This window comes from Mycobacterium pseudoshottsii JCM 15466, assembly GCF_003584745.1.
Lineage (GTDB): Bacteria > Actinomycetota > Actinomycetes > Mycobacteriales > Mycobacteriaceae > Mycobacterium > Mycobacterium marinum.
The window spans coordinates 5,623,277-5,647,967 of sequence record NZ_AP018410.1 but is presented as its reverse complement, the minus strand read 5'-3'; the positions used below and the strand labels follow the sequence as shown (position 1 = coordinate 5,647,967).

General features: G+C 64.8%; 23 protein-coding genes and 2 pseudogenes. 16 read left to right on the top strand and 9 right to left on the bottom strand.

The annotated features are described in order from the left end of the window. The first annotated feature begins 8 nt into the window (after positions 1 to 8). Both MPSD_RS25885 and MPSD_RS25880 read left to right on the top strand, forming a co-directional pair. The gene (locus MPSD_RS25885) at positions 9 to 788 is read left to right on the top strand and encodes an SDR family oxidoreductase (RefSeq protein ID WP_086085573.1); all 780 of its coding nucleotides are present in this window, start codon (positions 9 to 11) and stop codon (positions 786 to 788) included. Positions 789 to 808: 20 nt separating this feature from the next. Beyond that, positions 809 to 1,714, top strand: coding sequence for an SDR family oxidoreductase (locus MPSD_RS25880; protein WP_012396560.1), 906 nt, complete (start codon positions 809 to 811; stop codon positions 1,712 to 1,714). A gap of 45 nt (positions 1,715 to 1,759) precedes the next feature. On the opposite strand, the gene MPSD_RS25875 is transcribed toward MPSD_RS25880, so the two are convergent. The 3 genes from MPSD_RS25875 to MPSD_RS25865 form a co-directional block, all read right to left on the bottom strand. Beyond that, positions 1,760 to 2,215: a nitroreductase family deazaflavin-dependent oxidoreductase gene (locus MPSD_RS25875; RefSeq protein ID WP_015357397.1), complete on the bottom strand. Its 456-nt coding sequence runs from the start codon at positions 2,213 to 2,215 to the stop codon at positions 1,760 to 1,762. A gap of 63 nt (positions 2,216 to 2,278) precedes the next feature. Continuing rightward, positions 2,279 to 2,665 carry a DUF8021 domain-containing protein gene (locus tag MPSD_RS25870; protein WP_012396558.1) on the bottom strand — a complete coding sequence of 129 codons (387 nt, stop codon included), beginning with the start codon at positions 2,663 to 2,665 and terminating at the stop codon, positions 2,279 to 2,281. Positions 2,666 to 2,672: 7 nt separating this feature from the next. Then, on the bottom strand, positions 2,673 to 3,848 hold the full coding sequence (locus MPSD_RS25865) for a steroid 3-ketoacyl-CoA thiolase (RefSeq protein ID WP_086085572.1): 1,176 nt from the start codon (positions 3,846 to 3,848) through the stop codon (positions 2,673 to 2,675). Between the two features lie 170 nt (positions 3,849 to 4,018). On the opposite strand from MPSD_RS25865, the gene MPSD_RS25860 reads away from it, so the two are divergent. The 7 genes from MPSD_RS25860 to MPSD_RS25830 all read left to right on the top strand — a co-directional run bounded on the left by MPSD_RS25860 (position 4,019) and on the right by MPSD_RS25830 (position 10,950). Then, positions 4,019 to 5,272, top strand: coding sequence for a cytochrome P450 (locus tag MPSD_RS25860; RefSeq protein ID WP_020785733.1), 1,254 nt, complete (start codon positions 4,019 to 4,021; stop codon positions 5,270 to 5,272). Positions 5,273 to 5,289: 17 nt separating this feature from the next. Then, positions 5,290 to 6,321 (top strand): acyl-CoA dehydrogenase family protein, encoded by a 1,032-nt coding sequence (locus MPSD_RS25855; protein WP_020785734.1) that lies wholly within the window; start codon positions 5,290 to 5,292, stop codon positions 6,319 to 6,321. Further along, on the top strand, positions 6,306 to 7,469 hold the full coding sequence (fadE29, locus tag MPSD_RS25850) for an acyl-CoA dehydrogenase FadE29 (RefSeq protein WP_012396554.1): 1,164 nt from the start codon (positions 6,306 to 6,308) through the stop codon (positions 7,467 to 7,469). Before MPSD_RS25855 ends, fadE29 begins: the two co-directional genes overlap by 16 nt. Further along, positions 7,466 to 8,416 (top strand): bifunctional MaoC family dehydratase N-terminal/OB-fold nucleic acid binding domain-containing protein, encoded by a 951-nt coding sequence (locus MPSD_RS25845; RefSeq protein ID WP_015357392.1) that lies wholly within the window; start codon positions 7,466 to 7,468, stop codon positions 8,414 to 8,416. The genes fadE29 and MPSD_RS25845 overlap by 4 nt, the downstream gene beginning before the upstream one ends. Continuing rightward, complete coding sequence (locus tag MPSD_RS25840; RefSeq protein WP_015357391.1) at positions 8,413 to 8,814, top strand: MaoC family dehydratase; 402 nt, start codon at positions 8,413 to 8,415, stop codon at positions 8,812 to 8,814. Before MPSD_RS25845 ends, MPSD_RS25840 begins: the two co-directional genes overlap by 4 nt. After that, a complete protein-coding gene (locus tag MPSD_RS25835) occupies positions 8,814 to 9,974 on the top strand; it encodes a lipid-transfer protein (protein ID WP_012396551.1) in 1,161 nt (386 codons plus the stop codon). Before MPSD_RS25840 ends, MPSD_RS25835 begins: the two co-directional genes overlap by 1 nt. A gap of 130 nt (positions 9,975 to 10,104) precedes the next feature. Then, positions 10,105 to 10,950, top strand: a complete 846-nt coding sequence (locus MPSD_RS25830) for a DUF559 domain-containing protein (RefSeq protein ID WP_020785736.1) — start codon at positions 10,105 to 10,107, stop codon at positions 10,948 to 10,950. An 87-nt stretch (positions 10,951 to 11,037) separates the two neighbouring features. Here the strand turns inward: MPSD_RS25830 and MPSD_RS25825 are convergent, their stop codons facing one another. Next, positions 11,038 to 11,907 carry a MaoC/PaaZ C-terminal domain-containing protein gene (locus tag MPSD_RS25825; RefSeq protein WP_086085570.1) on the bottom strand — a complete coding sequence of 290 codons (870 nt, stop codon included), beginning with the start codon at positions 11,905 to 11,907 and terminating at the stop codon, positions 11,038 to 11,040. A 1-nt stretch (position 11,908) separates the two neighbouring features. Then, positions 11,909 to 13,621: a 3-oxosteroid 1-dehydrogenase gene (kstD, locus tag MPSD_RS25820; protein ID WP_086085575.1), complete on the bottom strand. Its 1,713-nt coding sequence runs from the start codon at positions 13,619 to 13,621 to the stop codon at positions 11,909 to 11,911. A gap of 83 nt (positions 13,622 to 13,704) precedes the next feature. On the opposite strand from kstD, the gene MPSD_RS25815 reads away from it, so the two are divergent. From MPSD_RS25815 to dmpG, 3 genes are read left to right on the top strand one after another with little or no spacing between them, the layout of a single operon-like run. Beyond that, on the top strand, positions 13,705 to 14,490 hold the full coding sequence (locus MPSD_RS25815) for a 2-keto-4-pentenoate hydratase (protein ID WP_086085569.1): 786 nt from the start codon (positions 13,705 to 13,707) through the stop codon (positions 14,488 to 14,490). 43 nt (positions 14,491 to 14,533) lie between these two features. Beyond that, positions 14,534 to 15,460, top strand: a complete 927-nt coding sequence (locus tag MPSD_RS25810; protein WP_015357385.1) for an acetaldehyde dehydrogenase (acetylating) — start codon at positions 14,534 to 14,536, stop codon at positions 15,458 to 15,460. Then, the gene (dmpG, locus tag MPSD_RS25805) at positions 15,457 to 16,500 is read left to right on the top strand and encodes a 4-hydroxy-2-oxovalerate aldolase (RefSeq protein ID WP_012396545.1); all 1,044 of its coding nucleotides are present in this window, start codon (positions 15,457 to 15,459) and stop codon (positions 16,498 to 16,500) included. The genes MPSD_RS25810 and dmpG overlap by 4 nt, the downstream gene beginning before the upstream one ends. On the opposite strand, the pseudogene MPSD_RS29960 reads toward dmpG, so the two are convergent. Further along, positions 16,487 to 17,641: pseudogene (locus MPSD_RS29960) on the bottom strand (circularly permuted type 2 ATP-grasp protein); the annotation flags it as partial. The gene dmpG and the pseudogene MPSD_RS29960 sit on opposite strands and share 14 nt — an antisense overlap. Positions 17,642 to 18,001: 360 nt before the next feature. Then, positions 18,002 to 19,096 (bottom strand): annotated as a pseudogene (locus MPSD_RS29955) (carboxylate-amine ligase); the annotation flags it as partial. 237 nt (positions 19,097 to 19,333) lie between these two features. On the opposite strand from MPSD_RS29955, the gene MPSD_RS25795 reads away from it, so the two are divergent. Genes MPSD_RS25795 through MPSD_RS25785 form a run of 3 tightly spaced genes read left to right on the top strand, consistent with a single transcriptional unit; the run spans position 19,334 to position 22,408 of the window. Then, entirely contained in the window at positions 19,334 to 20,467 is a 1,134-nt protein-coding gene (locus MPSD_RS25795; RefSeq protein ID WP_020785740.1) for a hypothetical protein, read from the top strand. A 13-nt stretch (positions 20,468 to 20,480) separates the two neighbouring features. After that, entirely contained in the window at positions 20,481 to 21,263 is a 783-nt protein-coding gene (locus MPSD_RS25790) for an SDR family oxidoreductase (protein WP_020785741.1), read from the top strand. After that, a complete protein-coding gene (locus MPSD_RS25785) occupies positions 21,263 to 22,408 on the top strand; it encodes a sulfotransferase family protein (RefSeq protein WP_012396541.1) in 1,146 nt (381 codons plus the stop codon). The genes MPSD_RS25790 and MPSD_RS25785 overlap by 1 nt, the downstream gene beginning before the upstream one ends. Before the next feature lie 3 nt (positions 22,409 to 22,411). On the opposite strand, the gene MPSD_RS25780 is transcribed toward MPSD_RS25785, so the two are convergent. Then, complete coding sequence (locus MPSD_RS25780) at positions 22,412 to 22,861, bottom strand: hypothetical protein (protein WP_015357381.1); 450 nt, start codon at positions 22,859 to 22,861, stop codon at positions 22,412 to 22,414. Positions 22,862 to 22,866: 5 nt separating this feature from the next. After that, on the bottom strand, positions 22,867 to 24,051 hold the full coding sequence (locus MPSD_RS25775) for a 3-ketosteroid-9-alpha-monooxygenase, oxygenase component (protein WP_012396539.1): 1,185 nt from the start codon (positions 24,049 to 24,051) through the stop codon (positions 22,867 to 22,869). Between the two features lie 113 nt (positions 24,052 to 24,164). Between MPSD_RS25775 and MPSD_RS25770 the strand changes: the two genes are divergently transcribed. Further along, on the top strand, positions 24,165 to 24,689 hold the full coding sequence (locus MPSD_RS25770) for a gamma carbonic anhydrase family protein (RefSeq protein WP_086085568.1): 525 nt from the start codon (positions 24,165 to 24,167) through the stop codon (positions 24,687 to 24,689). Positions 24,690 to 24,691 lie beyond the last annotated feature (2 nt).

Sequence of the window (24,691 nt, the reverse complement as noted above, 5' to 3'; positions counted from 1 at the left end):
CTTGCGCAGTGACCCGCGCCGAAGCAGCCCAAGCCATCAACCTCGGACTGGTCGGCCGGGTAGTTCTGGTAACCGGCGGCGTGCGCGGCGTAGGCGCCGGTATCAGCTCGGTCTTTGCGGAGCAGGGCGCGACGGTGATCACCTGTGCGCGCCGGGCTGTCGAGAACTCGCCTCATGAGTTTCACTGTTGCGATATCCGCGACGAAGACTCGGTCAAGCGGCTGATGGGGTCCATCGCCGAACGGCACGGACGGCTCGATGTGCTGGTCAACAACGCGGGAGGGTCGCCCTACGCGTTGGCGGCCGAGGCCACCCCCAGGTTCCACAGCAAAATAGTTGAACTCAATCTACTTGCGCCGCTACTGGTTTCGCAGCATGCCTATGGGCTGATGCAAGAACAGCCAACTGGCGGGTCGATCGTCAACGTCTGCAGCGTCAGCGGGCGTCGTCCGACGCCGGGCACGGCCGCCTACGGCGCGGCCAAGGCCGGCTTTGAGAGCCTCACCAGCACGCTGGCGGTCGAATGGGCGCCCAAGATCCGGGTGAACGCGCTGGTGGTCGGCATGGTGGCGACCGAGCAGTCGGAATTGTTCTACGGCGACGCCGAATCGATCGCCCGGGTGGCCGCCACCGTCCCGTTGGGGCGGCTGGCGCAACCGGCGGACATCGGCTGGGCCGCAGCGTTTGTGGCTTCCGATCTGGCTTCCTATATTAGTGGCGCCACGCTCGAGGTGCACGGCGGCGGCGAGCCGCCGCCGTATCTGGCTGCATCCAGCGCCAACAAATAACGGGAAGAGGAGCAACGAGTATGGGCCTGCTCGACGGACGGGTCGTCATCGTCACCGGAGCGGGTGGCGGGATTGGGCGCGCGCACGCGCTCGCTTTCGCGGCCGAAGGTGCGCGTGTGGTGGTCAACGACATCGGGGTGGGCCTGGACGGTTCGCCCGCCGGTGGCGGCAGCGCGGCTCACGGTGTGGTCGACGAGATCACCGCGGCCGGTGGCGAAGCCGTCGCGAATGGATCCGACGTATCGAACTGGCAGCAGGCGGCCGACCTGATTTCGACCGCCGTCGATACGTTCGGTGGCCTGGACGTTCTGGTCAACAACGCCGGCATCGTGCGCGACAGGATGATGGCCAACACCAGCGAGGAAGAATTCGACGCCGTCATCGCCGTGCACCTCAAGGGCCACTTTGCCACCATGCGACATGCGGCGTCGTATTGGCGCGGGCTTTCCAAGGCGGGCAAGGCCGTTGACGCACGGATCATCAACACCAGTTCCGGTGCGGGACTGCAAGGCAGTGTCGGGCAGGCCAACTACAGCGCCGCCAAGGCCGGTATCGCGGCGTTGACGCTCGTCGGCGCGGCCGAGATGGGGCGCTACGGGGTCACCGTCAACGCGATCGCGCCCGCGGCCCGCACCCGCATGACCGAAACGGTCTTTGCGGAGATGATGGCCAAACCCGACGAGGGTTTTGACGCGATGGCTCCGGAGAACGTCTCCCCGCTGGTGGTATGGCTGGCCAGCGCCGAAGCCGGTGCCGTGACGGGGAAGGTCTTCGAGGTCGAGGGCGGCGTGATCCGGGTAGCCGAAGGCTGGGCGCACGGACCCGAGGTCGACAAAGGTGCCAAGTGGGATCCCGCCGAGCTGCGCCTTGTGGTGGCCGACCTGCTGGCCAAGTCAAGGCCATCGGTTCCGGTGTACGGCGCCTAGTCATCGCCGGCCACACCGATTCAAGCGTCGGGCGTTCTTCTCGGGCTAGGGCTCGCAGACGACGATCGGAATCGTCCGGTCGGTCCAGGACTGGTAGTCCTCATAGGAGGGATACATGTCCACCAACTTCGGCCAGTACCGGGCGCGCTCCTCGTCGGTGGCGTCTCGCGCGGTCAGGTCGAGCACTTCCTTTTTGATCTGCACCCCCACCTTGGGGTTGGCCTTGAGGTTGAGGTACCACATCGGGTTTTTTGCCGAACCACCTTTGGACGCAGCGACAATCACCCGATCGCCGTCGCGGTGAAAATACAGCGGGCTAACCCGCGGCTCGCCGGTCTTGCGGCCGGTAGTGGTCAGTAGCGCGACGGGAATCTTCTGGAAGGTGCCGCCCAGGCCCTCACCGCCGTTGCGGCGGTACATGAAGGTGTTGATGCGCGACATCCACTTGATGAAGAAGTCGGTGTAGGGCGAATTCAGAAACCGCGGAGGTGATTTCGGCATGACAACATCCTAAGGTCGCTGGTGGCTGACGGCGCGGGTCATTCGGCGGCCGGTGCCCTCACGCTATCGCTGAATGAATGGGCGGAAACGGACGTTGATGTGCTGGATCTCGGCCTTGCCGCTCGGACTCTCAGCGGGAATGACGAAGGTTTCGTTTACCCGTGAGGCGATACGGCGGCTCCCGAAAGCGGCCTTGGTCAACACGTCGTACTCCGCATGCACCCGATCGCCGACGATGCGGTAGTCCGGCGGCGTCGTATCGGCGATCACCCGGTACTGCGGTCCACGATTGAGGCTGCGCCGCAGGTGATTGCCGGAGAACCCGTTTCGAATGCCTTGTTCGATCCGGGTGCAGCCGGCCGCGAACGGCACCACCGCGGCGTCATGGGTGACCAGCGCGTCGATGTAGGCCTGCGCGGCCTCGATGCGACGATCGTCGGAGACACGCACCGAACGGCTAGATTCGCTCGAGAATGGTGCCGGTGGACAGGGCTCCGCCCGCGCACATGGTGATCAGCGCGGTGCTCTGGTCGGCGCGTTCCAGCTCGTGCAGTGCGGTGGTGATCAACCGGCTGCCGGTGCATCCCACCGGGTGGCCCAGGGCGATCGCGCCGCCGTTGACGTTGACCTTGGCCATCTCGGGTTCGTGAACCCGCGCCCAGGACAGCACCACCGATGCGAAAGCCTCGTTGATCTCCACGATGTCGATGTCGCCCATCTTCATCCCGGCCTTCTCGAGCACCTTTGCCGTCGACTGCACCGGCCCGTCCAGGTGGTAGTACGGCTCGGCGCCCACGAGCGCCTGACTGACGATGCGGGCGCGTGGGCGCAAACCGAGTGCCCTGGCCTTTTCCTCGTCCATCCACAACACGGCGGCCGCGCCGTCAGAAATCTGCGATGACGTGCCCGCGGTGTGAATGCCGCCCTCCATTACCGGCTTGAGCTCATTCAAGCCCGCCATGGTGGTGTCGCGCAGACCCTGGTCCCGAGAGACCATGTGCAGCTCGCTGGTGGGCTGCTTCTGCTCATCGAGCACTGGGGCCTCGATCGGTGAGATTTCGCGATCAAAGCGGTGTTCGTCCCAGGCGCGCTTGGCGCGCAACTGGGATTCGAGTCCGAACGCGTCGATGTCTTCGCGGGTGATCCCGCGGCGCTTGGCGATGCGCTCGGCGGCCTCGAACTGGTTCGGCATGTCGATGTCCCAGGACTTGGCCCGGATTGCGGAGCGGTCCGGCCCGGCGTTGGCGCCCAGGCCCACCCGGCTCATCGCCTCGATCCCGCAGGCAATGCCGATGTCGATGGCCCCGATCGCGATCAGGCCGGCGATCAAATGGTTGGCTTGCTGGCCGCTGCCGCACTGGCAGTCGACAGTGGTGGCGCCGACATGATCGGGAAGGCCGGCGGTCAGCCACGCCACTCGGCTGATGTTGTTGGACTGCTCCCCGAACTGCGTCACGCAACCGCCGATGACCTGTTCGACATCTCCGGGTTGTAGACCCGACGAGAGCCCGGCCTTGTGCACCAATGCCTTCTGAACCGCCCCCAACAACTCGGTGGCGTGCAGGCCTGACAGCCATCCGTTGCGCTTGCCGATTGGACTGCGCGTCGCCTCTACGATTACCGGGTTACCCATGTGGTCAGGCTAGAACACGTTTCATTACTCTGACAAGCGACGATGGTTCGCTGCCTTTTGTCAGCGGTGAAGCCATGTTTTACTGGCAATAGAGCATCACTAGGACAACTAGTGTCCTGGGATCGCCAGACACGCCCCGCAAGAGGGATTCGTCACTAAGGAGAACTAGCGTGCCTTGCCCCAACCTTCCGCCTGGGTTCGACTTCACCGACCCCGACATTTACGCCGAGCGGTTGCCTGTCGAAGAGTTTGCCGAGCTGCGATCCTCTGAGCCCATCTGGTGGGACGACCAACTTCCTGGCCAGGGCGGCGGTTTTCACGACGGCGGCTTCTGGGCGATTACCAAGCTCAAGGACGTCAAGGAAGTGTCTCGGCGCAGCGACGTGTTCTCGAGCTACGAAAACGGGGTGATCCCCAGGTTCAAGAACGACATCGCGCGTGAGGACATCGACGTCCAGCGCTTCGTCTTGCTGAACATGGATGCGCCGCACCACACCCGGCTGCGCAAGATCATCTCGCGTGGTTTCACCCCCCGGGCGATCGGACGTCTGCACGACGAGCTCAACGACCGCGCCCAGAACATCGCGAAGGCGGCGGCGGCCGCGGGGTCGGGCGACTTTGTCGAGCAGGTGTCGTGTGAGCTGCCCCTGCAGGCGATCGCGGGTTTGCTCGGCATTCCACAGGAAGATCGCGGTAAGCTGTTCGACTGGTCCAACGAAATGACTGGCACCGAGGACCCCGAGTTCGCGCATATCGACGCGAAGGCCTCCTCGGTGGAGTTGATCGGCTACGCGATGAAGATGGCCGAAGAAAAGGCCAAGAACCCCGGCGACGACATCGTGACTCAGCTGATCCAGGCCGACATCGACGGTGAAAAGCTTTCCGACGATGAGTTCGGGTTCTTCGTGGTGATGCTGGCCGTTGCCGGCAACGAGACCACCCGCAACTCGATTACCCAGGGGATGATGGCGTTCGCCGACAACCCCGAGCAGTGGGAGCTCTACAAGCGGGAGCGTCCGGAGACCGCGGCCGACGAGATCGTGCGATGGGCGACTCCGGTGACCTCGTTCCAGCGCACCGCGCTGGAGGACTACGAGCTCAGCGGCGTGCAGATCAAGAAGGGCCAGCGGGTGCTGATGTTCTACCGTTCGGCCAACTTCGATGAAGAGGTGTTCGAAGACCCGTTCAGCTTCAACATCCTGCGCAACCCGAACCCACACGTCGGATTCGGCGGTACGGGTGCGCACTACTGCATCGGCGCTAACTTGGCTCGGATGACCATCAACCTGATCTTCAACGCCGTCGCCGATCACATGCCGGACCTGAAGCCGATTGCGGCGCCGGAGCGGCTACGATCGGGCTGGCTCAACGGAATCAAGCATTGGCAGGTTGACTACACCGGCAAGTGCCCGGTTTCACATTGACGGAGTTGATACCAACGATGGACTTCGAGCCCACCGCAGAACAACAAGCCGTGGCCGACGTCGTTACGTCGGTCCTGGCGCGTGACCTGACCTGGACTGCGCTGGTCGACGGGGGTGTGACGGCGCTTGCCGTGCCCGAACGCCTCGGTGGCGATGGGGTAGGCCTGCTGGAGGTCTCCACGGTGCTCGCCGAGGTGGGACGCCACGGCGCCGTCACGCCCGCGCTGGCAACCCTGGGCCTGGGCGTGGTGCCGCTGCTCGCCCTGGCTTCCGAGGCTCAGCAGGATCGGATCCTGGCCGGTGTCGCCAAGGGCGCGGTGTTGAGCGCCGCGCTCAACGAGCCCGGGGTCGCGTTACCCGACCGGCCCGCGACCAGGTTCGCCAATGGGCGGTTGTCCGGGACCAAACTCGGCGTCGCCTACGCCGGGCAGGCCGACTGGCTGATCGTGACCGCTGACGGTGCGGTCGTGGTGGTATCACCGAAAGCCGATGGGGTGCAGCTGGTCCAGACGCCGACATCGAACGGATCCGTCGAATACACGGTGTCGTTTCATGACGTGGTGGTATCCGAATCCGACGTCCTGGCCGGCGCCACCACGCCCAGGGTCAATCAGTTGGCGTTGGCGATGCTGGGCGCCTACGCCGACGGGCTGGTGGCGGGAGCGCTGCGCCTGACCGCTGACTATGTGGCCAACCGCAAGCAGTTCGGCAAGCCGTTATCGACATTCCAGACGGTTGCCGCGCAGCTTGCTGAGGTATACATCGCTTCGCGCACCATCGATTTGGCGGCGAAATCGGTGATCTGGCGACTGGCCGCAGGGCGGGAAAACGATCCGCAGACCGGCGATGACCTCGATGTCCTCGGGTACTGGGTGACCTCGCAGGCGCCGCCGGTCATGCAGATCTGCCACCACTTGCATGGCGGGATGGGGATGGACGTCACCTATCCTATGCACCGGTACTACTCCACGATCAAAGACCTGTCCCGGCTCCTGGGCGGGCCCGCTCATCGTCTAGACCTGGTGGGAGCGCAATGTTCATCGACCTGACCCCCGAACAGCGTCAGCTGCAAGCCGAACTACGACAATACTTTTCCAACCTGATCTCCTCCGATGAGATGAAGGCGATGGAGAAGGACCGGCACAACGCGGCATACCGCGCGGTGATCCGCCGAATGGGCAAAGACGGCAAGCTCGGAGTCGGGTGGCCAAAAGAATTTGGTGGCCTTGGGTTTGGTCCCATCGAGCAACAGATCTTCGTCAACGAAGCCCATCGGGCCGACGTGCCGCTGCCCGCGGTGACGCTGCAGACGGTGGGACCCACCCTGCAGGCATACGGCAGCGACGCGCAGAAAAAGAAATTCCTGCCGGCCATCCTGGCGGGTGAGGTGCACTTCGCGATCGGCTACACCGAGCCGGAAGCCGGCACCGACCTGGCATCCCTGCGAACCACGGCGGTACGTCAGGGTGACGAGTACATCGTCAACGGCCAGAAGATCTTCACCACCGGCGCCCACGATGCCGACTACATCTGGCTCGCCTGCCGCACCGATCCGGAAGCGGTTAAACACAAAGGCATCTCGATTCTGATCGTCGACACCAAGGATCCCGGCTACTCGTGGACGCCGATCATCCTGTCCGACGGCGCGCACCACACCAACGCCACGTACTACAACGACGTGCGCGTGCCGGCAGACATGTTGGTCGGTGAACCCAACGGCGGCTGGCGCCTGATCACCACGCAACTCAACAACGAGCGGGTGATGCTGGGCCCGGCCGGCCGATTCGCCAGCATCTATGACAGGGTGCGGGCATGGGCGGCCAAACCGGGTGGGGACGGTGTCACGCCGATCGACCACGACGACGTCAGGCGGGCTCTCGGTGAGATCCACGCGACCTGGCGGATCAACGAGTTGCTCAATTGGCAGGTGGCCGCCGCGGGTGAGAACATCAACGTCGCTGATGCTGCGGCAACGAAAGTTTTTGGCACCGAGCGTGTTCAGCGAGTTGGCCGGCTCGCCGAAGAAATCGTCGGCAAGTACGGCAACCCTGCCGAGTCTGATACGGCCGAGCTGCTCGAGTGGCTGGACGCGCAGACCAAACGCAATCTGGTCATCACCTTCGGCGGAGGGGTTAACGAAGTCATGCGGGAGATGATCGCGGCCGCCGGCCTCAAAGTGCCCCGGGTGCCGCGATGAGCGACATTCGCGAGATCGTCGCGCAGGTCAAGGCGGCGGGGCCCAGTAAACCGCGGGCGGGCCGGGATCCGGTGAACCAGCCGATGATCAACAACTGGGTCGAGGCCATCGGCGACCAAAACCCCATATATGCCGATGATGCCGCTGCCCGCGCGGTCGGGCACCCGGGAATTGTGGCGCCGCCGGCGATGATCCAGGTGTGGACGATGATGGGACTCAGCGGAGTTCGCGCCGACGATGATCCATTGCCGCCGATCATCAAGCTGTTCGACGACGCCGGCTATATCGGGGTGGTCGCCACCAATTGTGAGCAGACCTACCACCGCTATCTGCAACCTGGCGAGTTGGTCAGCATCAGCGCCGAATTGGGTGACGTAGTCGGTCCCAAACAGACCGCGCTGGGTGAGGGCTGGTTCATCAACCAGCACATCATCTGGCAGGTTGGTGACGAAGACGTCGCTGAAATGAACTGGCGCATTCTCAAATTCAAGCCCCGCACCGAGTCGGCGCCGACCAACGTTCCCGACGATCTGGACCCCGATGCGATGATGCGTCCGTCGTCGTCGCGTGACACCGCGTTCTTCTGGGACGGGGTGAAAGCCCACGAGCTGCGGATCCAACGGCGTCCGGACGGCAGCCTGCAGCATCCGCCAGTGCCGGCGGTATGGCAGGACAAGGCCGAGCCCATCGACTATGTGGTGTCCACCGGAACGGGCACGGTGTTCAGTTTCGTGGTGCATCACGCCCCGAAGGTCCCTGGCCGCACACTGCCTTTCGTGATCGCTTTGGTTGAGCTCGACGAGGGCGTGCGCATGTTGGGCGAGCTGCGCAACGTCGAGCCCGAGCAGGTCGAGATCGGAATGCCGGTTCGCACCGTCTACATCGATTTTCCCGCCGGTGCCAGTGGACCGGAATGGACCCTCTACGCATGGGAGCCTGACGCATGAGCGCCCCAACAATGGATGTCGGTACCAAGCTGCCCGAGCTCAAACTCCACGGCGATCCCACCTTCATTGTCTCGACGGCCCTGGCCACCAGGGACTTTCAGGATGTGCATCACGATCGTGACAAGGCGCAGGCAAAGGGATCGAAGGATATCTTCGTCAACATCCTCACCGACACCGGCTTGGTGCAGCGCTATGTGACCGACTGGGCGGGCCCCTCGGCGTTGATCAAGTCGATCGGACTGCGGTTGGGGGTGCCGTGGTACGCCTACGACACGGTGACCTTCTCCGGCGAGGTGACCGCGATCGAGGACGGCCTGATAACGGTAAAGGTTGTGGGTAGCAACAGCCTTGGCAACCATGTGATCGCGACAGTGACGTTGACGGTTGGGGGTGCCTGATGCTCTCGGGCAAGGCCGCCATCGTTGGTATCGGCGCCACGGACTTTTCCAAGAACTCTGGTCGTAGTGAGCTGAGGCTGGCGGCCGAGGCGGTACGGGATGCTCTCGACGATGCCGGGCTGAGTCCGGCCGATGTCGACGGGCTGACCACCTTCACCATGGACACGAACACCGAAATCGCGGTGGCACGCGCGGCCGGGATCGGCGAGCTGAAGTTCTTCTCCAAGATCCACTATGGCGGCGGCGCGGCGTGCGCGACCGTGCAGCATGCGGCGATGGCGGTGGCCACCGGGATAGCCGACGTCGTGGTGGCATACCGGGCTTTCAACGAACGATCCGGCATGCGTTTCGGCCAGGTGCAGACGCGGTTGACGGAGAACGCCGACTCGACGGGTGTGGACAATTCCTTCTCCTATCCACACGGTCTTTCGACGCCGGCCGCGCAGGTCGCGATGATCGCCAAGCGCTACATGCACCTGTCCGGCGCCAGCAGCCGCGATTTCGGGGCGGTGTCGGTGGCCGACCGTAAGCACGCTGCCAAGAACCCAAAGGCGTACTTCTACCAGAAGCCGATAACCATTGACGATCACCAGAATTCGCGGTGGATCGCCGAGCCGCTGCGGCTGCTGGACTGTTGTCAGGAGACTGACGGCGCGGTGGCGATCGTGGTGACATCGGCCGAGCGCGCGCGGGATCTCCAGCAGCGTCCGGCGATCATCGAGGCGGCGTCACAGGGTTCCAGCCCGGACCAGTACACGATGGTCAGCTATTACCGCCCGGAGCTGGACGGGTTGCCGGAGATGGGTTTGGTGGGCCAGCAGCTGTGGCAGCAGTCGGGGCTCAAGCCGACCGATATCCAGACCGCGGTGCTCTACGACCACTTCACCCCCTTCACTCTGATTCAGTTGGAGGAGTTGGGATTCTGCGGCAAAGGCGAAGCCAAGGACTTCATCGCCGACGGTGCGATCGAGCTAGGCGGGCGGCTACCGATCAACACACACGGTGGCCAGTTGGGTGAGGCGTATATCCACGGCATGAACGGCATCGCCGAGGGCGTGCGGCAGTTGCGGGGCACCTCGGTGAACCCGGTGCCCGACGTCGAACATGTGCTGGTTACCGCGGGTACGGGCGTCCCCACGTCCGGCCTGATCCTGGGTTAGTTCGCCATCGCAGGCCGCCCAGCGTCACGCTAGGGTGGCTGGGGCTGTCGAACGTCACTATAGAGTGACGCTGTGGATGGTTGAGGTGCGCTGAGGTGACGGCTGCGGCCGTCCGTGCAACGCTGCCGCCATGGCAGTGCCGTTTCTGGGAAGTGAAGCCGTCGCCAGCGGTGAGGTCCGCAAGAGCGCGCTGCGAACGCGGTACCACAGGCTGTTTCCGGACGTCTATATCCGCTGCGACGCCGAGCTGAGTCCCCAGGCCCGGGCCAGGGCGGGCTGGCTGTGGTCACGACGCCGGGGCATTGTCGCCGGACTGTCGGCCTCCGCGCTGCACGGAGCCAGATGGGTCGATCCCGATGCGCCGCTGGACATTCTGCACGTCAACCGAAACCCGAGGCCGGGCATTCGAGCCCGCGGCGACCGGATCGCCACTGACGAAGTCATGCAGATCGGCGGCATACCCGTGACAACGCCGGCCCGCACCGCGCTGGACCTGGGCTGCTGGTACCCGACGGGCGAAGCTGTGGCCGCAATCGATTCCCTGATGCGCGCCGCCGATGTGGGACGGGCCCAGATCGAGACGCTCCTGCACCGCTATCCGACCCGGCGGTGGATCCGCCGGGCGCGCAGGGCGGTCGAGCGGGCGGATCCTGGAGCTCAGTCGCCCAAAGAGACCTGGCTGCGACTGTTGCTGCTCGACGATGGTCTTCCTCGACCGCAAACTCAGATCCGCGTCGCCGACGAATGGGGTGAGCTTGTCGCTTATCTCGACATGGGATGGGAGGAGCTGATGGTCGCCGTTGAGTACGACGGTGAACAGCACCGCAACGACCGGCGGCAATATAGCTGGGACATAAGGCGAAAGGAGATCCTCGAGCGACTCGGATGGACGGTCATCCGAGTGCTTGCGGGCGATCGGCCCACCGACATCCTGCGGCGGGTACGGGCCGCGCTGGTGCGCCGAGCGTCACGCTAGCGTGGCCCTGGCACGCGACCGCCACGCCAGCGTGACACTCGGGCGTGGCGAACTGGGCGGGCGCGAGACCGCGAGACCGCTTGACGGCTAGACCGGGGTCAGCTCCACTCCGCTGAGCACCACAGCGTTGTCGCGCCCGGGCGCGACAACGCTAGCCAGGAAGCGTTCGTTGTCCTTCCAGACGTTGACGGTGAGCGTCTCGCCGGGGAAGGCCACACCCGCAAAGCGGGCACCGTAGCCGGCGACCGCGGTCGCGTCCGCGTCGAGCAGTGCGTCGGTGATCGCCTTGCAGGTCATGCCGTAGGTGCACAGCCCATGCAGAATGGGCTTGGGAAAGCCCGCGGCCGCGGCGAATTCGGGATCCGAATGCAACGGGTTGCGATCGCCGCAGAGTCGGTACAGCAGGGCCTGCTGCGGCAGGATCGGCATCGCGAGCTCCAGATCGGGCGCCCGTTGTGGTGCCGCATCAGCGGCCCCGCCACCGGAAGGCCCACGGTCGCCACCGAATTCCCCTTCGCCGCGGGCATAGACCGATCGCCGTTGCGTCCATAGTGGCGCACCGTCGAGTGTGGTCACGGTCGTCTCGCTCCAGATGACCGCGGCCTTACCCTTATCCCAGATATCGGTGAACCGGGTGATGGCCCGCGCGGAGCCCGCCGGCGGCAGTGGCGCGGGCACTTGCACCCGCTCGCTGGCATGTAGCACCTTGCTCAGCTCGATATCGATGCCGGGAAATTGGACCGTTGGCGCCTTGGTGGCGTGGAAGGTTGCCGCCACATTGCCGAAGGTCGGCAACACCTGCGGTGTGTCATCAACCAGATAACGCAGTTCCCGGGGGTCCATCGGATCCGCCCCAGCGCCCAGGCCCAGGTGATAGAGCTGCACATCACAGCTGGCCCAAGAGAACTCGATCGGGTCAAGCTCAGCACTCAGCGCGACGGCTACGTCAATCGGCATCTCAACGGTCTCCCGCAATGTGTAGCGCGGCCAGGTAGCCGAATGTCATCGCCGGCCCGATGGTGCCGCCCGGTCCGGGATAGGTATGCCCCATCACCGGCGCGCTGACGTTGCCGGCGGCGTAAAGGCCGTCGATGATGCTGCCGTCGTCGCGCAGCGCCCGTCCGTTGACATCGGTGCGGATACCGCCCTTGGTGCCCAGGTCGCCGGGCACCATCTTGGCGGCGTAGTACGGGGCGTGGTTGATCTCGCCCAGGTTCGGATTGGGCTTGTTGGTCGGGTCGCCGTAGTACCGGTCGTAGGCGCTCTCGCCACGGTGGTAGTCCTCGTCGACCCCGGAGCGCGCAAAGCCGTTGAAACGCGACACGGTCGAGGTGAGTTCATCGACCGGAAGTCCCGCCTTGGCGGCCAGCTCTTCAAGCGTGTCGGCCATGACGATCACCCCGGAATTCAGCCACTTGCGTGGAATACGTTGGCCGGGTTGCAGTCCCGCGAAGATGTAGCGGTCGCGGTAACGCTGATCGAATACCAGCCAGGCGGGAATGTTCTCACCGGGTCCCGGGCCTTGACCGTACTGGCCGCCGTACATGTGGTGGCAGGCCTCCACATAGGGCATCGACTCATTCATGAATCGCTGTCCTGACATGTTGACGATGATCGAGCCCGGAGAATTGCGCTCGGACAGCGCGAACCACGGCCTGCCGACCAGCGGCACCGTTGGCCCCCACCAGGCGTCTTCCATCAGGTCCAGTGCGGCGCCCAGCTTTTCGGCGGCGACGATGCCATCGCCGGTATTGGCCTTGGCGCCCAGGGTCCAGTCTGTGGTGATCGGCGCACGCTGGTACTTCACCCGCATCTGCTCGTTGTGGTCAAAGCCGCCGCAAGCCAGGATGACCCCCTTGCGGGCCCGAATCAGTTGCGGCTCCTCCGATTCCTGCGCGTCTGTACTGCGAACGTAGATCCCGCGCACCACGCCGTCTTCGAGGTAGAGGTCGGTGAGTGCGGTGTTCAGCTGCACCGGAACGCCTTTGCGCTGCAGCCCGATGCACAGCGGCCCGATCAGCGCCCGTCCCATGCCGACCAGGTTCTTGCCGGTTGCCTTGGCCCACATCGTGCGGGCGCCCACCTTCATGCTGCGCAGCACCCCCCGGGGGTGACGCTTGAGCTGGTTGAGGCGCACGTAGTCCTGTTGCATCACAACGACATTGAGTGGAATCTTGCCGTATGCCGGCTCTAGCTCGGCCATGTCGGCGCCCAGCTTGCGGGCATCGAAGGGCTTCGGCTCGATGGAGCGGCCGCCGGAGCGTCCGCCCGGTGCTTCGGGGTAGTAGTCGGAATAGCCGGGCACCCAGCACATTTTCAATGGCGTGTGCTCGAGCACAAAGGACAACATCTCGGGCCCACGCTCGAGATAGGTGTCGATGCGCTCCGGTTCGACCCCGCTGACCGATGAGTCGCCGATGATGCCGTGCAGATAGGTGCGTGCCGCCTCGGTCGTGTCCGAGACGCGGGCGCGTTTGAGGATCTGGTTGTTGGGAATCCATACCCCGCCGCCCGAGCGTGCGGTCGAGCCACCGTAGTGCGCGGCCTTCTCGATGACTACTGTCGAGAGGCCCTTGTGTGCGGCGGCAAGGGCAGCCACCATGCCGGCGCCGCCGCTTCCGACCACGACGACGTCGTAGTCCTGTGATGTGTCGTAGTCCTGTGATGTCATGTAGAACACGTTATAGAATTGCGGGGGTCGGGCGCTACTGGCCCGGTCATCACGATGCCAGAAAGACGAGGGGACTTCGGGAGATGCTGGCTGATTCGACCCGGGACAAGATTGCCGCCGACTTGGCGCAAGCCGAACGCAGCCGTCAGCCGATAACCCCGTTGACGCCGTCCTACCCGGATATCGACGTGGTCGACGCCTACCAGATCCAGCTGATCAACATTCGTCGGCGGGTCGCCGAAGGAGGCCGAGTGGTGGGCCACAAGGTCGGCCTGTCCTCGCCGGTGATGCAGCAGATGATGGGTGTCGACGAGCCTGACTACGGGCACCTGCTCGACAACATGCGGGTGTTCGAGGACGCCCCGGTGCGGACGGCGAACTACCTGTATCCCCGGGTGGAGGTCGAGGTCGGCTTCATCCTGGCCGCCGACCTGCCGGGCGCCGACTGCACCGAGGACGACGTGCTGGCGGCCACCGAGGCCCTGGTTCCCTCGATCGAGTTGATCGACACCAGGATCAAGGATTGGCAGACCAAGATCTGCGACACCATCGCTGACAACGCATCGGCCGCGGGCTTCGTGCTGGGTGCGGCGCGGGTGTCCCCGGCGGAGGTGGACGTGAAGGCGATCGACGCGGTCCTGACTCGCAACGGCGAGCTGGCCGCCGAGGGGCGCAGCGACGCGGTGCTGGGCAACCCGGCCACCGCGGTGGCGTGGTTGGCCCGCAAGGTCGAGGGGTTTGGCGTGCGGTTACGCAAGGGCGACATCGTGCTGCCGGGGTCGTGCACGTTCGCCGTCGACGCGAACGCCGGTGACGAGTTCGTCGCCGATTTCACGGGCCTGGGTTCGGTTCGCTTGTCGTTCCAATAGTGCCGAACTAGTTTCGAACATCGAGAGCGGTAAAAGGAGCAACATGCCGTCGAAGGCAAGTGTGGCCATTGTTGGGTCCGGAAATATCAGCACCGACCTGCTCTACAAACTGCTGCGATCCGACTGGCTGGAACCGCGCTGGATGGTGGGGATCGACCCGCAGAGTGAGGGTTTGGCGCGGGCCCGCAAGTTGGGCCTGGAGACCACCCACGAGGGCGTGGATTGGCTGTTGGCCCAGTCGGACAAGCCCGATCTGGTGTTCGAGGCGACCAGTGCCTATGTGCACAAGGCGGCGGCGCCGAAGTATGCGGCCGCCGGAATCCGGGCGATTGACTTGACGCCGGCGGCGGTGGGTCCCGCGGTGGTTCCGCCGGCCAACCTGCGCGAGCACCTGGATGCCCCCAACGTCAACATGATCACCTGTGGGGGACAGGCGACCATTCCGATCGTGTACGCGGTGTCGCGAGCGGTTGCCGATCTGGGCGGGGTTCCCTACGCCGAGATCGTGGCGTCGGTGGCCTCGGTCTCGGCAGGGCCCGGGACCCGGGCCAACATCGACGAGTTCACCAAGACCACCAGCAAAGGTGTCGAGACGATCGGCGGCGCCCGGCGCGGTAAGGCGATCATCATTTTGAACCCGGCCGATCCGCCGATGATCATGCGGGACACGATCTTTTGCGCCATCCCCGAAGACGCCGACCGCGACGCGATCGCGGCCTCGATTCATGAGGTCGTGGCCCAGGTGCAGACCTATGTGCCCGGGTACCGGTTGCTCAACGAGCCGCAGTTCGACGAGCCGTCGATCAACTCCGGTGGCCAGGCGGTGGTGACCACGTTCGTCGAGGTCGAAGGCGCTGGCGATTATCTGCCGCCCTATGCGGGCAATCTGGACATCATGACCGCGGCGGCGACCAAGGTCGGCGAGGAGATCGCCAAGGAGACGCTGGCCGTGTCAGGAGGAAAGCGATGACCGGGATCTGGGATGTGCGCATCACCGACACGTCGTTGCGCGACGGGTCGCACCACAAACGCCACCAGTTCATCAAGGAGGAGGTCGGCGCCATCGTGGCGGCCCTGGATGCCGCCGGGGTGCCGGTGATCGAGGTGACCCACGGCGACGGGCTGGGCGGGTCGAGCTTCAACTACGGCTTCTCCAAAACCCCCGAGCAGGAACTGATCAAGCTGGCCGCCCAGACGGCCAAGGAAGCCAAGATCGCGTTTTTGATGCTGCCCGGGGTCGGCACCAAAGAAGACATCAAAGAAGCGCAAGACAACGGTGGATCCATCTGCCGGATTGCCACCCACTGCACCGAGGCCGACGTCTCGATCCAGCATTTCGGGCTGGCCCGCGAGCTGGGCCTGGAAACCGTCGGGTTCTTGATGATGGCGCACACGATTGCGCCCGAGAAACTGGCCGCCCAGGCTCGCATCATGGCCGACGCCGGCTGCCAGTGCGTCTATGTCGTCGACTCCGCCGGCGCCCTGGTGCTCGACGGCGTCGCCGACCGGGTTGCCGCGCTGGTCGCCGAACTCGGCGAGGACGCCCAGGTGGGTTTTCACGGGCATGAGAACCTCGGCCTGGGGGTGGCCAACTCGGTAGAGGCGGTGCGTGCCGGTGCCAAGCAGATCGACGGCAGCGTGCGCCGGTTCGGCGCGGGCGCGGGCAATGCGCCGGTCGAAGCCCTGATCGGGGTGTTCGACAAGATCGGCGTCAAGACCGGTATCGACTTCTTCGACATCGCCGACGCCGCCGAAGACGTGGTGCGCCCGGCCATGCCCGCCGAATGCCTGCTCGACCGCAATGCGCTGATCATGGGCTACTCCGGGGTGTATTCCAGCTTCCTCAAGCACGCCGTTCGCCAATCCGAGCGCTACGGTGTTCCCGCGCATCAGCTCTTGCACCGGGCCGGTCAGCGCAAGCTCATCGGTGGCCAGGAAGATCAGCTCATCGACATCGCACTGGAAATCAAGCGTGAGCAGGAAAGCGGCCAGGTCGCTAGCCGTCGGTGAAGATCCAGGTGTCCTTGCTGCTGGCGCCCGACGACGAGTTCGCTATCCGCGACCCTCGGCTGGCCACTCGGGTCAGGGCGGCGGGCAGGACTTTCGCCGTCACCGGGCCGCGGGGTGCCTGTCGTAGGTGGACGAACGCGCGCAGGTCGACGTGGTGCGGGTAGAGCCCATCGTCATCGAAGGTTGGGTGCGTTGAGAGTGCCACCAGCTGCTGGGCGACGAACCGCTCCGGTTGGATGAGCAGCTCGCGCCGGCGCGCCTCGATCGCGGCGTCGGTGGCTTCCGGGTCGATCAGCACGCCGCTGCCGCTGAGCCCGTCGGTCGGCTTGACCACCAGCTCGCCCAGATGATCCAGCACGTAATCGCGCTGCTCGCGTTCGGCGCAGACCCACGTCGGCACCTGCGCCAGCGCCGGCTTCTCCCCGAGGTAGTACTCGATCATGGCGGGGACGAACGGGTAGACCGCCTTGTCCTCGGCGACGCCGTTACCCAGCGCGTTGACGATGGTGAGGTTGCCGGCGTCCAGCGCCTCGAGCAGTCCGGACCGCAGCGGCGCGCCATCGTGGCCGGTCGATGAAAGCAGCATGTCCTCGTACATCCGCGAATAGATGACGTCGACCGGAGAACCGCCGGAACCGCCGTGGCGGAACACCCTGCGATCGCGCACCGACAGGTCCGATGGCGCGACCAGTGCAACGCCCATCTCCTCGGCGAGGAATCCGTGTTCGAACCAGCCCGGGTCGTCGCGGCCGGCCGACAACAGGGTGACCGTCGGCTGATCGGGAGTGCGCGGTGGGGACGCCGCCCGCAGCGTCTCCAGCAGCAGGTGCGCGACCCGGTCCAGATCGGCGACCCCGCCCGGCGGTGGCAGCTCGGGCAGGTACTTGCCAAGCAGCCGGCGGTTTACGATCGCGTACGCCACACCGGGCGGGATGCGCAGGTTGTCTTCCAGCACCATCCAGTTACCCGCGCGGTCGCACACCAGGTCGATGCCGCTGATGTGCGCACGCACGCCGTCGCCGGCCAGTCGGCCGGTCGAACGGAAACCGGGCGAGCGGTCGAGAACCTGCGCGCTGAGCACGCCGTCCGCTAGGATCGCCTGCTCGGAGTAGACGTCTCGCAGGAAGGCGTCCAGCGCCCTGGCTCGTTGCGCGAGGCCCTGGGACAGCTGTGCCCACTCGTCGGCGGTCACGATTCGCGGCACCAGATCAAGCGGGTTCACCTGCACACGGCTGTGCCCGGCGGCCCGGAACGTGACGTTGCCGGCACGGCGTTCCTGCTCGATGTCGCGGTCGCGGGCGCGCAACACATCGACGCCGAGGCCCTCGATCGTCTTCAGTGCCGTCTTGTAGTTCGGGCGTGCCCGCCCGTCGGCATCGACGGCTTCGTCGTAGCTGGCGAACATGTCGTCGGCGGGTTTGCCGGCCTCGCCGGTGGGCTGATATGCCGCGAGCAGGCCACCATCGTGCGATACCGCCGCGGTGGTGGGCTTGACGCGCCCAGCGGTCTCGGCGATGAGTTGATCTACGACGTCGGTGAGGCGGCCGCGGCGGCGCAGCGCCCGCCGCTGCCGAGCCGAGGACGTACCGGAGAGCAGGGTCTGGCGGGTCAGTTCGCCGATCATCTCCCAGTCGCCGCTGGCTTCGAGCTGCGGTCGCAGCGAGGACACCAGATCGTTGACCACGTCCCCGGCCGGTCGGCTCGCCGGGACGGGCCCGGTGAGGTCGACGAGGTCGCCCTCGAGCCCCGAGCGGGCAGCACGCCAGAGCGCCGCGCTGCCCACCGTCGAGGGAAACGCCGGCGCGGGGGTGCCGGCGCGGATCGCTTCGGCCTCCCGAGCGACGGCGGCCCGGTACAGTCCGGCGACCAGCACGATGGTGTCCACCGACGGGCAGCTGTCGCACACTCGCAGTTCTAGCGTGGGCGCGTGGCTGGACGGCCGGAGATCGAAGTAGATCATGCCGTAGTCGGTGATCACCTGGCTGGCGATCAATGCCTTGACCAGCGCGTCGTACTCGGTTGCCGACTGCACCGGGGCGGCCAGGCCGGTCGTCGGCCATCGTCGCCATACCAGCGTGCGCATGCTGGCATAGCCGGTGTCCGACCCGTCGGCCCAGAACGGCGAGCTGGCCGACAGGGCCAGCAGCGTCGGCAGACAGGGGAGCAGGAGGTTGGCGATGGCGATCGCTTCGTCGCGGTCATCGATGCCGACGTGCACATGGGTGGCGCAGATCAGCTGTTCGCGGGCGAGTAGCTGGTAGTCGGCGAGCATATGCAGGTAGCGGGGAGTCTGGGTGATCTGAAGCTCGGCGGGTACCGACAGTGGCACGGCGCCGGCGGCCACCACGCCCACGCCGATTTCGTCGGCCGCGTCCACCAACAACCGCCGGTGCCGAAGCAGGTCGGCGCGCAGCGCGTCCAGGCCGTCGACGATGCCGCTGTTGGTCTCGACGACGCAGCTTTGAAGTTCGGCGACGTAGTCCTCCGGAAGCTTCGCGAGCAGGTCCGGGGCGCGTGTCGTCAGGCGCCTGGACCTCAGGTCGACAAGGTGAAACTCCTCCTCGACGCCCATCGTTCGCGGCGGGTCGCGGCGCATGCAGCCACGGTACGCAGCGGTCAATTGCGGGTGTGTTAAACAAAGCTTCCGATGTTGTTGGCGCCAGGCGCGACGCGCTGGGGGCGGCGATCGAGCCCGAAAATCGATGGTCGGTGAGGTGAGCTGGCTTCGTTGGTGGGCAGCGCCGCTACGCCGCAAAATGTTCGCCATTGACTCAAAATAGGAACACGTTCTAGCGTCGAAGTCGTGTCCTCCCATCCCGTCTCGCAACCTGTCTTGCAACCTGTCTCGCAACCGCTGACCGAGGCGATTGCCGAAGCCGAGAAATTGGTCACGGCGGCACCACACATCGAAACCGAAGCCGACCTGCTCGAAGGACTGCAATATCTGGCCGGCTGCATCGCTGGCTGCCTGCATTTGGCCTTCGACTACGAGCGTGATCACCCCTTCCTGCAGTCGGGTACCGGTCCGTTCAGCAAGATGGGCTTCGATAACCCCGACACCCTCTACTTCGGCACGCGGGTGCATGCCGACCGTGACTACGTCGTCATCGGCAACCGGGGCACCACCACCGACCTGAGTTTCCAGCTGCTCGGGGGTGAGTACACCGACGACAACGTGCCGGTCAGTCAGGCCGCTTTCGACGACCGTGAACTCGAAATCGCGTCGGACGGCAGCTTTCAATGGCGGCTCCGGCCGACCAGCAACGGGCAACTGGTGATCCGGGAGGTCTATGCGGACTGGTCCGCGCAGCGCGGCACGCTAGCCATTTCCAGGCTGGATACCGCCGGCACCGCGCCGCCCCCGCTGACCCGGGAGACCATGCAAAAGCGCTACACCGTCGCGGGAAAGCAGCTGGTGGACCGGGTGAAGACGTGGTTGCAGTTTCCGCAGTGGTTTTATCTCAACATCCCGGTCAACACCATGGTGGCGCCCCGGTTGACCCCTGGGGGGCTGGCCACGCAGTATTCCTCGGCCGGACACTTCGACCTTCGCCCCGACCAGGCGCTGGTGATCACGGTGCCGGTGAGTGACGCCCCCTATCTGGGCTTTCAGCTCGGCAGCATGTGGTACATCTCGTTGGACTACATCAACCATCAGACCTCCCTGAACAACTCTCAAGCCCAGGCGGATCCGGACGGCAAGGTTCGCATTGTGGTGGCCGACCGCAATCCCGGCGTAACCAACTGGGTGGAAACCCTCGGTCACCGGCGCGGGTTCCTGCAGTTCCGTTGGCAGCGGGTGTCGCGGCAGCTCACTGACGCTGACGGGCCGAGTGTGGAGTTGGTGGACTTCGACGCGGTCGGATCCGTGCTGCCGTATCTGGAGCACAACAAGATTTCCGAAGAAGACTGGCGCGCGCGAATTGCACTGCGCCAAAAACAAATTGCAGCCAGGATGCTGGGTTGAATAGGAAACGGTGATGCCAGGTTTACTTGACGGAAAGACCCTTGTCATCAGCGGAGTGGGGCCGGGACTGGGGACCACCCTGGCGCATCGGTGCGCGGCCGAGGGGGCCGACCTCGTGCTGGCCGCCCGCAGTGGCGATCGCCTCGATGAACTTGCCAAGCAGATCATCGACAAGGGGCGACAAGCCATCGCGGTTCGCGCCGACATCACCGACGACGATCAGGTGAGCAACCTGGTCGATGCCCCGCTCGAGGCATACGGGAAGATCGACGTGCTGGTCAACAACGCGTTTCGGGTGCCATCGATGAAACCGTTGGCCGAGAACACATTTCAACATATTCGGGATGCGGTCGAGCTGAGCGCGCTGGGGGCGCTGCGCGTCATTGCGGGCTTCACCCGGGCGCTGGCCGAAACCAATGGTTCGATCGTCAACGTCAACTCGATGGTGCTACGGCACTCGCAGCCCAAGTTCGGCGCCTACAAGATGGCTAAGTCGACATTGCTGGCGATGTCACACTCGCTGGCAGCGGAACTCGGTGTGAAGGGCATTCGGGTAAATTCCGTTGCGCCGGGCTACATCTGGGGTGACACGCTGCAGGGCTACTTCGAGCACCAGGCCGGCAAGTACGGAACCACGGTGGAGCAGATCTACCAAGCCACGGCCGCGCAGAGTGATCTCAAGCGACTCCCGACCGAGGACGAGGTGGCGTCGGCGATCCTGTTCATGGCCAGCGACCTGTCCAGCGGCATCACCGGGCAGACCCTGGACGTCAACTGCGGGGAGTACCACACCTGATGGCCGATCGCACCGATGTCGGAACCGTCGACGAGCTGCATGCATCGGCTACCAAACTGGTCGGGCTGGACGATTTTGGCAGTGACCAGGACAACTATCGTGAAGCGCTGGAGGTGCTGCTGGACTCCTATCGGCGCGAGGCCGGACTCACCGTGCTGGGCAGCAAGATGAACCGATTCTTCCTGCGCGGCGCCCTGGTTGCCCGGCTGCTGTCCGAAGCCGCATGGAAGCAGTACCCGCAATATGCCGAAGTGCCGATCCAGCGGCCCATCTTCGTGACCGGCCTGGTGCGGACCGGCACCACGGCGTTGCACCGACTGCTTGGTGCCGACCCGGCCCACCAGGGTCTACACATGTGGCTGGCCGAGTTTCCGCAGCCGCGCCCGCCCCGCGAGACATGGGAGACAAACCCGTTCTACCGCCAGCTCGACGCCCAGTTCACCCAGCACCACAAGGACAATCCCGGCTATACCGGCCTGCACTTCATGGCCGCCTACGAGCTGGAGGAGTGCTGGCAGCTACTGCGGCAGTCGTTGCATTCGGTGTCGTATGAGACCCTCGCCCACCTGCCCAGCTATGCGCAGTGGCTGGCAAAGCAAGACTGGACACCGTCGTATCAACGGCACCGGAAAAACCTTCAGCTCATCGGGCTCAACGATGCCGAAAAACGCTGGGTGCTAAAGAATCCCAGTCATCTGTTCGCATTGGATGCGTTGATGGCCAGCTATCCCGACGCGCTGGTGATACAGACCCACCGCCCGGTCGAGACGATCATGGCCTCGATGTGCTCGTTGGCCCAGCACACTTCCGAAGGCTGGTCGACGAACTTCGTCGGCGCCCAGATCGGTGCCGACGCAATGGAGACCTGGTCGCGCGGCCTGCAGCGGTTCGATTCCGCCCGAACCAATTACGACCCAGCGCAGTTCTACGACGTCGACTATCGGGATCTGATTGCCGACCCGATGGGGACGGTGGCCGACATCTATCGGCACTTTGGCCTGACACTGACCGATGAGGCTCGAGCGGCGATGGCAAAGATCCACGCCGAGAGTCAGACCGGTGAGCGCGCGCCAAAGCATAGGTACTCGCTGGCCGACTACGGCCTGACCGCCGAAGCTGTCAAGGAGCGGTTCGCCGGGTTCTGACGATTAGTCTGGATCATGTTGCACCAGCACGCCTTCGGCGATGGCGTGCTGGATGCTGTCGGTCATCTTAGGGCAGGCCTTGGTGCGCGCGGTATCCCCGCCGGATCGCCGGACTTCGGCGAAATGAGCGCACCGCTGTGCTGCCTCGGTGTTCCACTGCACCGCGGTATGGCCCGGACCGAGTTGCTTGACGGTGACGGTAACGTGGCAGAACCGGCAATCCACCGGCTGCAATCCGGCCGTGAGATAGCGTTCGCGATCGGCGAGACTGGCTTGGCGAACCGCCGCGCCGCGCTGCGGGTCGTTGGTGAAATCCCTTGACTTCGAACAGGGCTGACGCCCATGGTGCTGTTCGGAGGATTCCTGGTGATCATGATGGTCACCGAGGAGCAGCAGCATCGACCTGGCGAGTTGATCGACGTCGGGGACCTCTTGATCGTCCGGTGCTGCCATGGCCGTCAGTGTTGCTCGGCGGGCACGTCGTCGGGCACCGATTCGGCCTGCTGCTCCTGGAGTTTCTTTGTCTCCAGATTCTGTTGGACCTCGGCTCGCCAGAACTCGTTGGCGCGGGTGGTGTCGACTTCCATCTCGAAGCGTTCCACCATCTCCGGGGTGACGTCGGCGGCATCCACGTAGAACTGCTCATACCAGCGCCGCATCTGATAGACGGCGCCGTCTTCTTCGACCAGCAGGGGATTGTCGATGCGGGTCTTGTGCTTCCAGATCTCGACGTCCTGCAAGAAGCCCTTGCTGACACCTTCGGTAAACACCCGCGACAGCTTGTCGGTCATCTTTTCGTCCATGCCCTTGGGCTTTTCGACGATGACACCCCACTGCAGCACGAATGAGTCCTGGGTCACCGGGTAGTGGCAGTTGATCAGAATCGACTCGGACTTGTACCCGCCGTAGCTGTTGTGCAGCCAGTTGATCATGAACGACGGCCCGAAATACGACGCTTCCGAATCCAAGTGTGCTTCACCGTAAGCGGTCCCGAGATCGTCAACATCGGGGCGCCCGACGTTGTGCAGATACTGCGAAGCGATGTGGCCTTCGAAGACGTTCTTGAAGTAGGTCGGCAGCCCGAAGTGGATGTAGAAGAAGTGCGCCATGTCAGTGACGTTGTCGATGATGTCGCGGCAGTTGGAGCCTTCGATGAGAATCCGGTTCCACCGCCACTGGGTCCAGTCATCGCTCGCGGCCTCGGGAATCTCGGGGATGCGGACCGCGGGGTCGGGTGGGTTGCCTTCGTGGTCGTGCCAGACGAAGAGCAGCCCACCACGGACATCCGTCGTCCACGACCGGGTGCGCGCCATCCGGGGCGTGCGCTTGGCGTAGGGCACCAACTTGCAGCGGCCGTCACCGCCCCAGCGCCAATCGTGGAACGGGCAGGCCACCTCGTCGCCCTTGATGGTGCCCTCCGACAGGTCACCACCCATGTGCCGGCAATAGCTGTCGAGGATCTTCAGGTCCCCGTGCGAGTCGGTGAACACCACCAGCTTGGTGCCGAACGCCTCCACTCCATGGGGCTTACCGTCCATGAAGTCCTTGGCAACGCCCAGGCAATGCCAGCCGCGCGCATACCTGTTCGGCAAGATGCCGGCGTCGATCTCCCGGACGCCGACGGCAGTTGTGTCGGTACTCACCCGTAACCTCCAGATCACTGTCTCTAACTAGAACACGTTACAGTTTTGGGGTGGGGGAGTGCAACGACGGCGAGTCTGGCCACGGCATATGCATGTTGCGGTATATGTAAACGATGCCGCTATTTTCGTTTGAGGGTCGCTCCCCGCGCGTTGATCCCACCGCGTTCGTAGCGCCAACCGCGACGCTGATCGGCGACGTCACCGTCGAGGCGGGCGCGTCGGTGTGGTTCAACGCCGTGCTTCGAGGCGACTACGCGCCCGTCGTGATACGGGAGGGCGCCAATGTGCAAGACGGGTCCGTGTTGCATGCACCGCCAGGCATCCCGGTCGACATCGGCCCGGGCGTAACGGTGGCGCACCTGTGCGTGATTCATGGCGTTCACGTCGGAGCTGAGGCGCTAATCGCCAACCACGCAACGGTTCTCGACGGTGCCGTGATCGGCGCGCGCTGTCTGGTCGCCGCGCATTCGTTGGTGGTGGGCGGCACTCAGATTCCGGAGGGAATGCTGGTCACCGGGGCACCGGCCAAGGTGAAGGGACCGATTGCCGGAACCGGCGCGGAGATGTGGGTCAATGTCAATCCGCAGGCCTATCGCGACCTGGCGGCGCGACACATGGCCGGGCTGGAGCCGCTCTAACC

Bases quoted from the DNA above. Each gene is read 5' to 3' on its own strand.
- MPSD_RS25880 (WP_012396560.1), top strand. From the start codon at position 809: ATGGGCCTGCTCGACGGACGGGTCGTCATCGTCACCGGAGCGGGTGGC.
- MPSD_RS25875 (WP_015357397.1), bottom strand. From the start codon at position 2,215: ATGCCGAAATCACCTCCGCGGTTTCTGAATTCGCCCTACACCGACTTC.
- MPSD_RS25865 (WP_086085572.1), bottom strand. From the start codon at position 3,848: ATGGGTAACCCGGTAATCGTAGAGGCGACGCGCAGTCCAATCGGCAAG.
- MPSD_RS25855 (WP_020785734.1), top strand. From the start codon at position 5,290: ATGGACTTCGAGCCCACCGCAGAACAACAAGCCGTGGCCGACGTCGTT.
- fadE29 (WP_012396554.1), top strand. From the start codon at position 6,306: ATGTTCATCGACCTGACCCCCGAACAGCGTCAGCTGCAAGCCGAACTA.
- MPSD_RS25845 (WP_015357392.1), top strand. From the start codon at position 7,466: ATGAGCGACATTCGCGAGATCGTCGCGCAGGTCAAGGCGGCGGGGCCC.
- MPSD_RS25840 (WP_015357391.1), top strand. From the start codon at position 8,413: ATGAGCGCCCCAACAATGGATGTCGGTACCAAGCTGCCCGAGCTCAAA.
- MPSD_RS25835 (WP_012396551.1), top strand. From the start codon at position 8,814: ATGCTCTCGGGCAAGGCCGCCATCGTTGGTATCGGCGCCACGGACTTT.
- MPSD_RS25830 (WP_020785736.1), top strand. From the start codon at position 10,105: ATGGCAGTGCCGTTTCTGGGAAGTGAAGCCGTCGCCAGCGGTGAGGTC.
- MPSD_RS25825 (WP_086085570.1), bottom strand. From the start codon at position 11,907: ATGCCGATTGACGTAGCCGTCGCGCTGAGTGCTGAGCTTGACCCGATC.
- kstD (WP_086085575.1), bottom strand. From the start codon at position 13,621: ATGACATCACAGGACTACGACACATCACAGGACTACGACGTCGTCGTG.
- MPSD_RS25815 (WP_086085569.1), top strand. From the start codon at position 13,705: ATGCTGGCTGATTCGACCCGGGACAAGATTGCCGCCGACTTGGCGCAA.
- MPSD_RS25810 (WP_015357385.1), top strand. From the start codon at position 14,534: ATGCCGTCGAAGGCAAGTGTGGCCATTGTTGGGTCCGGAAATATCAGC.
- dmpG (WP_012396545.1), top strand. From the start codon at position 15,457: ATGACCGGGATCTGGGATGTGCGCATCACCGACACGTCGTTGCGCGAC.
- MPSD_RS25790 (WP_020785741.1), top strand. From the start codon at position 20,481: ATGCCAGGTTTACTTGACGGAAAGACCCTTGTCATCAGCGGAGTGGGG.
- MPSD_RS25785 (WP_012396541.1), top strand. From the start codon at position 21,263: ATGGCCGATCGCACCGATGTCGGAACCGTCGACGAGCTGCATGCATCG.
- MPSD_RS25780 (WP_015357381.1), bottom strand. From the start codon at position 22,861: ATGGCAGCACCGGACGATCAAGAGGTCCCCGACGTCGATCAACTCGCC.
- MPSD_RS25770 (WP_086085568.1), top strand. From the start codon at position 24,165: ATGCCGCTATTTTCGTTTGAGGGTCGCTCCCCGCGCGTTGATCCCACC.